The sequence below is a fragment of the Roseovarius salincola genome (genome assembly GCF_026891095.1).
Lineage (GTDB): Bacteria > Pseudomonadota > Alphaproteobacteria > Rhodobacterales > Rhodobacteraceae > Roseovarius > Roseovarius salincola.
On the sequence record NZ_JAPTNL010000038.1, the window covers coordinates 1 to 8,078 of the forward strand.

Below are 8,078 nucleotides of genomic sequence, written 5' to 3' on the forward strand. Positions count from 1 at the left end.
AAGCAGTTCGTCCAGGATTTCTTTCGAGATGGTCATGCATGCTTCCTTTTGGTGAAGCATGAACCGGATCAGTCATACACAAAAGATCGGACACTCTCCGGAGGTGGTTGAGGTGCTGTCCGATAATGGCAGCGCCTATACCGCGAAGGAAACGCGTATCTTCGCTCGCCAGCTCGGCTTGAAACCTTGCTTCACACCCGTTGCCAGCCCGCAATCCAACGGCATGTCCGAAGCCTTCGTCAAAACATTCAAGCGCGACTACGTCCGCGTAAATCCATTGCCAGGCGCTGAAACCGTTCTGAGGTTGATAGGAGAATGGATCGAAGACTATAACGAGAACCACCCACACAGCGGCCTGAAATGGCGCTCGCCTCGCGAGTTCATCAGGGCCAAAACCGAAACCGCTTAGGTGTCCGGTGAAACAGGGGCTGGATCAAGCCGCTTGTTTTCCTCGTCGAGTTCTTTCATCCGCGCCATCAAGCTGGCATCCATGCCTCCATACTTCGAGCGCCATTTGTAAAAGCTCGCAGAACTCATTCCATGCTCGCGGCACAGATCAGCAACCGGCACACCACCTTCGGCCTGCTTCAAAATGTTCATGATCTGAGCGTCGCTGTATTTCGATTTCTTCATCAGAATCTCCTCTTTCATCATTCGAGAAAATTCTACTTTCAAACACCCTTAAATTTCGGGGGGATTACCGTGGAAACTGAGACAATCCATCAATCTTGTGCGCAAGTAGCATATCTTATTTTGCCATCTAACTGCTTGCGACAACGGCACTGGCGCACATGTCAGAGAGTTCAGAAAATACCGGTCGTCGAAAGGTACTAGACCGCGCATGCAGGATTTTCTTCCTCTGAGTGGTCACCAATCTGGTGTTCACCTTTATCATGTAAATTTGTCCCCTTCGTTGACCCCATGCAGAATTTCTCACTCCAGAAACTGTACAAGCGGAGTACTTTCCAGATCAGCGCGAATTTCATCGGAGATGCTTGATGGGAGTGATTTTCGCCACTTGTCATCCACCATTTTGCGCTCACGAAAGACCGTATAATCACTTGCAGAGTTGCCCACTATCTCTCCGCGCAGGAAGCCCTTTGTCTGATTTCCGAATTCCAGATTACAGAAGGTGAATAGCTTCTGCACAGTGGATTCTGTGTATCGAAGAAGGTCTACATACTTTACGAGTCTGACACGATCTGGATACCGCTCGCGAAGCGTAGTGAAAAGGTTTGTGGACTCTTTCCACTTTTCGAAACCGAAAAACTCCTCCGGGCGGTCTTGGTTCTTTTTTCTCGCGTAGCGCCATTCATCTTCGATACGCCAACCCAGATCTCTGCGAAATTCCTTCGCAGCACTCAAAAACGACGATACAACGGCGCGCGGGTCGCGCACCAGAAGGACAGCCTTCAACGCGCTGTCGCGCTTCAACAGATTGGGCAGAATGTGATGGTAGCGCACCTCCTTATACAAAAGGTGAGTTGGCGTATTTTTAAAAAAATCGGGAACAATCCCTCGCGAGCGCTCCTCAACTTGAAGTATGTATCTGTCCTGCGTCTTCAGTAGCGCCTGGAAGAAGCAGGCGACCTCTGCTTGATTGCTGCGATCAGACAGGAACCCTTTGAACGCGTATGAAAACAGTGGTTGATGACAGTATTTAAGTTCCGGCGCACTGTTAAATATTTCTGCAAGCCACGTTGTTCCCGATCGCGGCGTGCCATGCAGGACCACCTTGTCTGATATGTTCTGTGGCGCAGGTTCTGCGTATGTATTCATCCCGGCTCTCCCGGGAGCCCACCAAAAAGATGGGACAGACACAGTTCGGCAATACGATCCATGTCGGAAGAGTCATATCGCTGATCGATGGGTAACGGCACCATATTGCGTGACAGTTCATTTTCGAAATTCGACGCTTGCTTCATTTCCGCAACTTCAGGCCAGTATCGAGCCGCGAAGACGCGGTTTTCTACCAATTTTTCTCGAAGTCCTTCCCCTGAGGGCCAGAAGGGATAAACCATAGGCACGGTGTCGTCGGTCATCGGCAAATTGATCCGGTTCAATGAGCGCAGCCGCTTATCAAGCGCTTGAAAGTTTTCGCGCCTCTTCGCTGCGAACCGTTCAGTATCCAAATGATCGAGCAACTGATCCGTCAACGCGGACATCTGCATGGGCGGCTCTTTCGCGATTTCCGCTTCGGCCCACTTATAGTATTCGAAGAACGGCTCTGGACCCACATCCGCCCTCCCAAGCAAATATTGTGCACGGTTCGACGACGTGGCCTGCTTTTGTGGTAGATCAATTAAGGCGTCGCAAACGACGATCCCACCGTCCGGTACCGGCAGGAACTTGCGAGGACTGTAGATACAATCTGCTTCGGCAAAAGGCTGGCTGTAATAGGCCTGTGAATTATCCAGAATGACGTGTCCCGGCTTATCCGCAACAATCGCTGCAGCGTATTCGTTCTTCAGACCAAAATAGTTTACGAGCAGGAGAGGCGCTTCCGGGGATGTTTCGGGCATATTGCTGATCTCGAATTCCTCGTTGATCTCATACCAGCAGATTTCAATGTTCTCGGGGATGGCGCTCTCAACGGCTGAACAGCAGTAGCTGGGCAAGTGAACCTTGGACGGTTGGCGCGCCCGCAAAATCAGCTCCAACGCACTTCGTGCTGAATTCACGCCGATCCCATCGGGTCGCCAATTGGCGACCGGAGCAAGGTCGAGACCGAAGTATCCACCGATTGCGTCGAAATTCATGAGGGCTTTCCAGTCGGTTTGTGATGCGTAAAAGTCAGTCAAAGGTCGTTTGATGTCAACGTTGCCTGCGCTGCCGTTTCTTGTTCCGGGATTGTCTCTAGATGCCTGCGTGTTTGTCCGGTGGTACCATGACGATTCACAAACACTGAGGTTCACGCAAAATCCTCAGAGTCGACCGATCCGGGTAGGTCAGACAAACTCGCCCTCTACGCGGCTCAGCGCCTCGAGCAGCGCGTAGTCGCGCGCGTACCATTGCGACACGGCATTGCTCTGAGCTGCATTCAGTTCAACCCGCTCCGTCGACCTGTGCGCTGCCTTGTCGGACTTGGGCAGAGTGAGTTGGCCCGCGAGGGAAAGTCGCGAAAGCAGGCGGTCGAAATCCTCGGTCAGGGTCTCTTGGTGTCCGATCAGGATAAACTCGTTTCTGCGCCGCCGAAAGGTTTCAAGGTCACCGCCGCACCAGTCAATCTGGAACTGCGCCACATGTTCGATGCTTCGCATTGCCCTTTTTGCCGCCGCCTGTTCGGCGGGATCACCCGAGAGCAGGCCATTTGCAAGCGCATTTGGCGTTTCGAACTGCATGAAGGCGCGCTTTTCGGCCTTGGTCCAGGGCACGTAGCGGCGCGGCATGCCCTTGCGCCTGCGGCTGCCGAATGCGCTTATGAAACGCGCCACCGGATCGCGCAGGAACACGATTGCCGCACTGCCTTGAGGCAGATCCGAAAGCGTGACGGAATGCGTATGAAAGATCAGGAGGTCACCCGGGGTCGCGAACCATGGGAAGGGATATGCTCCGAACGCGGCCTTGACGGCTGTGCCTCCGGTCTTTCCGACATGCAGGAAATGCACCGGTCGGCGCCCTGTCAGACGGGCCAGAACCGGCGCTATCCGCAACAGCGCAAACCTGTAGACGGTTCGCTTCAGGGACTTCAAACCCGCGACGAGCATGGCACCGGACCGACGCTGTCTACCTGAGCCAGGTCTTCAGGATCGTGCGCGCAAAGAAGAAACCGTATTTCGCGGTGGCCGCCTTGCGCGTGTCTCCGCTTTGACGGCGGCGCCATGAGATCGGAACCTCTGCGATACGGAAATTGTTCTTCGCCGCTTCAACCAGGACTTCAGCCGACTGATATTGCTCCTGCTCGAGGCGCACCTTGTCGATCATCTCGGCCGAGAACGCCCGGAAACTGCTCGCACAATCCGTGATCTTCGCACCCGTGATCGTGCTGAGTATGAAATTGAAGAAGTGAACGCCGACGGTCCGGCTGATGTTGGTTTTCTCGAAATCCCCGAGGAGACGCGACCCGATGACCACATCGGCCTCGTGATCCAGCACCGGCTTTACCACGCTCTCAAGTTCCCGGGCCACGTTCTGACCGTCGGCATCAAGCGTTGCCACGACCTCGGCACCAAGTGACGTGCATGCCTTGTAACCCGCTTTCAGGGCGGAGCCTTGTCCGGAGTTGATCGGCATCCGCAATACGAAGGCGCCCGCTTCCTTTGACAACTGCCCGGTTTTGTCGGTGCTGCCGTCATCGACCACCATGATGTTGACGGGGTGTCCGCACACTTCGCTTGGGATGTCTGCCAAGACGGCGGGCAGGGTGTCTTCTTCGTTGAGGGCGGGGATGACGACAAATACCTTTCTGTCGCCCTCGGCCGCGTTCTCGTTCGCCTGCATGAAGCCGTTGACGGCCACACTGTGCAGCAAGGCATTCGAGCGTTGACGCACATGCTCGATCCGCGAGCGCATCCAAAGCAACAGAAGCCACGAAACGATGGTGGAAAGGACCAGCAGGAAGATCAGCGCGCCGCCATCCACATCACCGATGAACAGCAGGTCAGCAGGCGCGCGGGCAATGGTCGGGAACAAACCGACGATGAAAAGCAGCGCCCCCATAAGCAGCAGCGGCAGCGGGCTTGAAGACCCCGGGCTCCGCCGACGTCCCCACCAGATGCTCGCAAAAACCAGTGCCAGACCGACAATGACCCCGAACAGGCGCAGACCCGAAAAATCTTCAAACAACACGGCTGTTTCTCCTTCTAGCTGACCTGTTTATAACCCAGTTCGCTCTGCTGGGTCTCGATGATACTCTCGATCAAGGCGACATTGTCCTTGGAAAAATACGCCTTCCACTTCCCCAGACTGCTGGGGCGCAGTTCAGCACCCAGATCGGGTTGATGATCGACAGACAAGAACGTCTCGATCTCTCGGATCGTTTCTTCACGGTTCTGAACCAGGTCCTCGTAGCTGATCCTCAGGATCCGGGACGGATCAATCCCTTCCAACCCTGCTCGCGCTGCCTGGCTGCACTCAGCCCATTGGCGCGCATTGAAGGCGACAGGATTGTCGCAGCGGTCGAGCTCTTGCTGCCAGCCCGGAAAACGAGGGCCCCAAGCGGCGCGGCCCTGCCATTTGGCCTTGTTGAAAAGGCGGCCCGGTTTCAGCGAGAAGTTCTGTGTCGCCTCATGGATCAGCGCCAAGACGCGGTGGCGGTTGTGTTTTTGGCGCATGACCATGCGCTTGGCCGTTTTCCAGAGCGCTTTCAAATCGCGCTTTTGCACCATGTCGACCCGGCGGCGCCACTCAATGTTCATTGATGCAATGACATCGAGACCGTTGCGATAGAGGAAGATCCACTTCGCCTCGGGAAAGACTTCATGCATGAAGGGCACGCGAAAGCAGTTCTCCGGTGTCTTCTCGACGAGTATCTTCTTGCCGGAGTTTTCGAGAGCATGCGAGAACTCACGCCGGATGAAGCCTGTGTTTTCGGGCGTGGCATCCGCCGCCGTTCTTACATCATCCAGCCCGCCTCCGGACTTCCAGTCCCAGATGAAATACGGCTCGCTGATGCTTTCAATCTCGCGATGCTCACCAAGAACATCACAGAGAATCGTCGTACCGGAGCGCGGGGCGCCAATGATAAAGGCGATTGGAAGGTTGTTTTTCATGATGGGCTTCGTCGTCTGCTGTGGTGGCATGTGTTGCTGCGACCGGCCAGCAACATGGGATGCCAAGGGCGCACGGGTTCGGACTCGTTAGGCTGTTAAATGACTGATGCGTGAATGTCAAAAGCCTTGACCGAACACCTTCAGCGACCTGCGCGACCCGGCTTTGCCTTCTTCATTCCAGGCATTCGAGGAAGACGGGCTGCCTCTGCGCGTCGCGCATGAAACAATCGACGTCGCGCGCGCGCAGTTTCTCGAGTGCCGCCGGCGAGAGGCCCATTTGCCCCAAGAGCACTGCATCCTTCCAGCGCTCATACTCGGATGGACGCTCAGCCTCGAAAACGTCCAGGAACCGCGCGATCGATATGTCGGCCATCGGGTCGGCATCGATTGCTGCAAGCTTTGACGCGTGTACACGGTAGAGGATCACCGACTGCCGCATGTCGAGATATGGTTGCTCGCCGAAAACCCGGGCTTGCTCGAAGGCCGGATGCGCATCGAAATATGCCGACATGAAAGTGTAGGCTGAGGATACGAGCAGCCAGTCAGCCCCGGTGTCCTTCATTTGATTGAGAAGGTCGTCCTCACGCAGATAATAAATCTTGCAGAACCTGCTGCCACGCACCTGTTGGACGGGGTCTATGCACTGGATCAGACCGTCAGGTGAATAGTTTGCATCTATCCAGATCAATCTGTTTTGCGTATCGCGCTGGGTAGGTTTCGCTTCTGGCGCTGCGCTCTCAAGCCAGAGCATGACGTTGTGTTTCTCAATAGGGCTATGTTCTACCCTGTTGTCCAGAGCAAACGATAGGTATCGGGTGTCTCTTCGATGCGCCGAATATATCACGTCATTCGTGTCCGCATTCTGCTTCAGCCATGAAGCCGCTTCGACGGCGGGGCGATTCAAGGCACCGACTGGCTGCAATGCGCTGTCCAAGCTCCGCAGAAACGACATCGCCTGCCTGTCGCCTCGCAATTGTTGCATCATGGCACCGTTGAGCGTTGAGACGTAGGCGGCTGCGCCACCAATCAACAACGAGAAGATCGCAACAGTCGGAACCCTGTTTTCAAGCCAGGGCGAGATGTGTCTCGTCATCCCGGCAACCGCATTTGGCATTGCGCCGATGGTAAGTGAGGCCAACATCACGATAACAAGAGCCTGCCGCGCATCATACAGCATCCAGCCAAGGAAAATCGCGAAGGGTAGGTGCAGGGCAAGTGCGCAAATAACAAGTCGGTCGCCGACGTTTTGCGGCCAGAGGGCTCTTGTCGCGGCCGTGATGACACCGGCCAGCATGAACCAGCCATAGCTGCCCATGGCTGCAACGGCATGCCCTGGTTTTTCCGGATCGATCCAGTGCCCATTCAGCAGGTAGGTGGTCATGAACTCCTTCAGATTGGTAAGAAGGAAAACGGCGATTTCGGAAGGTTGGTTCAGAAACCTTGCGATGAATGCATCAAACGTACCCGAATTCTTGATGTTGTTGCCAAGGAGGTTGCCGGCGTCTTGGGCCTCGATCTGGACATAGAGCGCCCAAGGCAAGACCAGCGCGGCAAAACCGAGCGCCGCCGCGCCCATTGCCTTGGCATGTACCCTCCAGGGAAGCTGTGGGAAGAAAAGCCACCCAAACACCCACAGGGGAAGCATCATGATGGCCGTTTCTTTCGTTAAAAACGCCAGCCCGATCAACAGACCCGAGATTGCCCCGAGACGCCGCGATCCGCTTTGCAGCGTTTCATAAAGCAGCCAGAACGCGAATACGATGAAGCCGAGCAGGAAGATATCCACGTGGTATCGGGTCGCCGGCCAGTTGAGCATCGGCGCAAAAGCGAAGTAAAGAACCGCCAGCCATCCGGCCCAACGCCCATAAAGACGCCAGGCCAGAGCTCCGAAGCCGATCACGGACAGAAAATAGAAAACCCTGACGGAAATTGACAGAACGATCGCTGATTTACCGAACAGGGAAATGAATAGCGCACCGATGGCTGGCATCATCGGTCCACGGGTCAAATCATCATATTCGAAAGACTCCGCGATCCGCTCCGCCTTCAGGATGTAGGTCATCGAATCCGTCGAGTAAAAGATGTTCGTGACCGGCAGCAAGACCGACAGAAGTACTGCAAGAACGATAAAATCCGCTGTGTGAAGCTTATGTGATTGCATGGGCCTGATTTCTGTTCCTGGATCGAGGGAGCGCCGGCAGGCCCTGCCCGCAGTGCTGCGCAGCACGTCGATAGCGCAAGCGCAATTGTGCAACAAGTCTCAAGCGACGAGCTATGCGGGAAACTGGGTGACGGGGTTTGAGAAGGCGGCGTATCGTGGCGGGTGATCAAGCCTGCCAGAACTTCCAAGAGGAACGATACGCCTAT

Annotated in this window: 6 protein-coding genes and 2 pseudogenes; 1 reads left to right on the forward strand and 7 read right to left on the reverse strand. The window is 55.3% G+C overall.

Annotation, left to right across the window (positions count from 1 at the left end; translation table 11 throughout):
• Positions 1 to 94: 94 nt before the first annotated feature.
• Positions 95 to 409, forward strand: a pseudogene (locus N5A93_RS19210) (integrase core domain-containing protein); the annotation flags it as partial.
• Between the two features lie 26 nt (positions 410 to 435).
• On the opposite strand, the pseudogene N5A93_RS19215 reads toward N5A93_RS19210, so the two are convergent.
• The 7 genes and pseudogenes from N5A93_RS19215 to N5A93_RS19245 form a co-directional block, all read right to left on the reverse strand.
• Positions 436 to 633 (reverse strand): annotated as a pseudogene (locus tag N5A93_RS19215) (transposase); the annotation flags it as partial.
• 300 nt (positions 634 to 933) lie between these two features.
• Positions 934 to 1,779 carry a sulfotransferase domain-containing protein gene (locus N5A93_RS19220; protein ID WP_268956711.1) on the reverse strand — a complete coding sequence of 282 codons (846 nt, stop codon included), beginning with the start codon at positions 1,777 to 1,779 and terminating at the stop codon, positions 934 to 936.
• On the reverse strand, positions 1,776 to 2,759 hold the full coding sequence (locus N5A93_RS19225) for an aspartate aminotransferase family protein (RefSeq protein ID WP_268956712.1): 984 nt from the start codon (positions 2,757 to 2,759) through the stop codon (positions 1,776 to 1,778). Before N5A93_RS19225 ends, N5A93_RS19220 begins: the two co-directional genes overlap by 4 nt.
• Positions 2,760 to 2,948: 189 nt before the next feature.
• Positions 2,949 to 3,707 carry a sulfotransferase family 2 domain-containing protein gene (locus N5A93_RS19230; RefSeq protein ID WP_268956713.1) on the reverse strand — a complete coding sequence of 253 codons (759 nt, stop codon included), beginning with the start codon at positions 3,705 to 3,707 and terminating at the stop codon, positions 2,949 to 2,951.
• A gap of 19 nt (positions 3,708 to 3,726) precedes the next feature.
• A complete protein-coding gene (locus tag N5A93_RS19235) occupies positions 3,727 to 4,788 on the reverse strand; it encodes a glycosyltransferase family 2 protein (RefSeq protein WP_268956714.1) in 1,062 nt (353 codons plus the stop codon).
• A 14-nt stretch (positions 4,789 to 4,802) separates the two neighbouring features.
• On the reverse strand, positions 4,803 to 5,711 hold the full coding sequence (locus N5A93_RS19240) for a sulfotransferase family protein (RefSeq protein WP_268956715.1): 909 nt from the start codon (positions 5,709 to 5,711) through the stop codon (positions 4,803 to 4,805).
• Between the two features lie 172 nt (positions 5,712 to 5,883).
• The gene (locus N5A93_RS19245; protein WP_268956716.1) at positions 5,884 to 7,773 is read right to left on the reverse strand and encodes an ArnT family glycosyltransferase; all 1,890 of its coding nucleotides are present in this window, start codon (positions 7,771 to 7,773) and stop codon (positions 5,884 to 5,886) included.
• Between the last annotated feature and the right edge of the window lie 305 nt (positions 7,774 to 8,078).

Excerpts from the sequence above, each read along its gene's own strand:
- N5A93_RS19225 (WP_268956712.1), bottom strand. The coding sequence starts at position 2,759 with ATGAATTTCGACGCAATCGGTGGATACTTCGGTCTCGACCTTGCTCCG.
- N5A93_RS19220 (WP_268956711.1), bottom strand. The coding sequence starts at position 1,779 with ATGAATACATACGCAGAACCTGCGCCACAGAACATATCAGACAAGGTG.
- N5A93_RS19230 (WP_268956713.1), bottom strand. The coding sequence starts at position 3,707 with ATGCTCGTCGCGGGTTTGAAGTCCCTGAAGCGAACCGTCTACAGGTTT.
- N5A93_RS19240 (WP_268956715.1), bottom strand. The coding sequence starts at position 5,711 with ATGAAAAACAACCTTCCAATCGCCTTTATCATTGGCGCCCCGCGCTCC.
- N5A93_RS19245 (WP_268956716.1), bottom strand. The coding sequence starts at position 7,773 with ATGACCTACATCCTGAAGGCGGAGCGGATCGCGGAGTCTTTCGAATAT.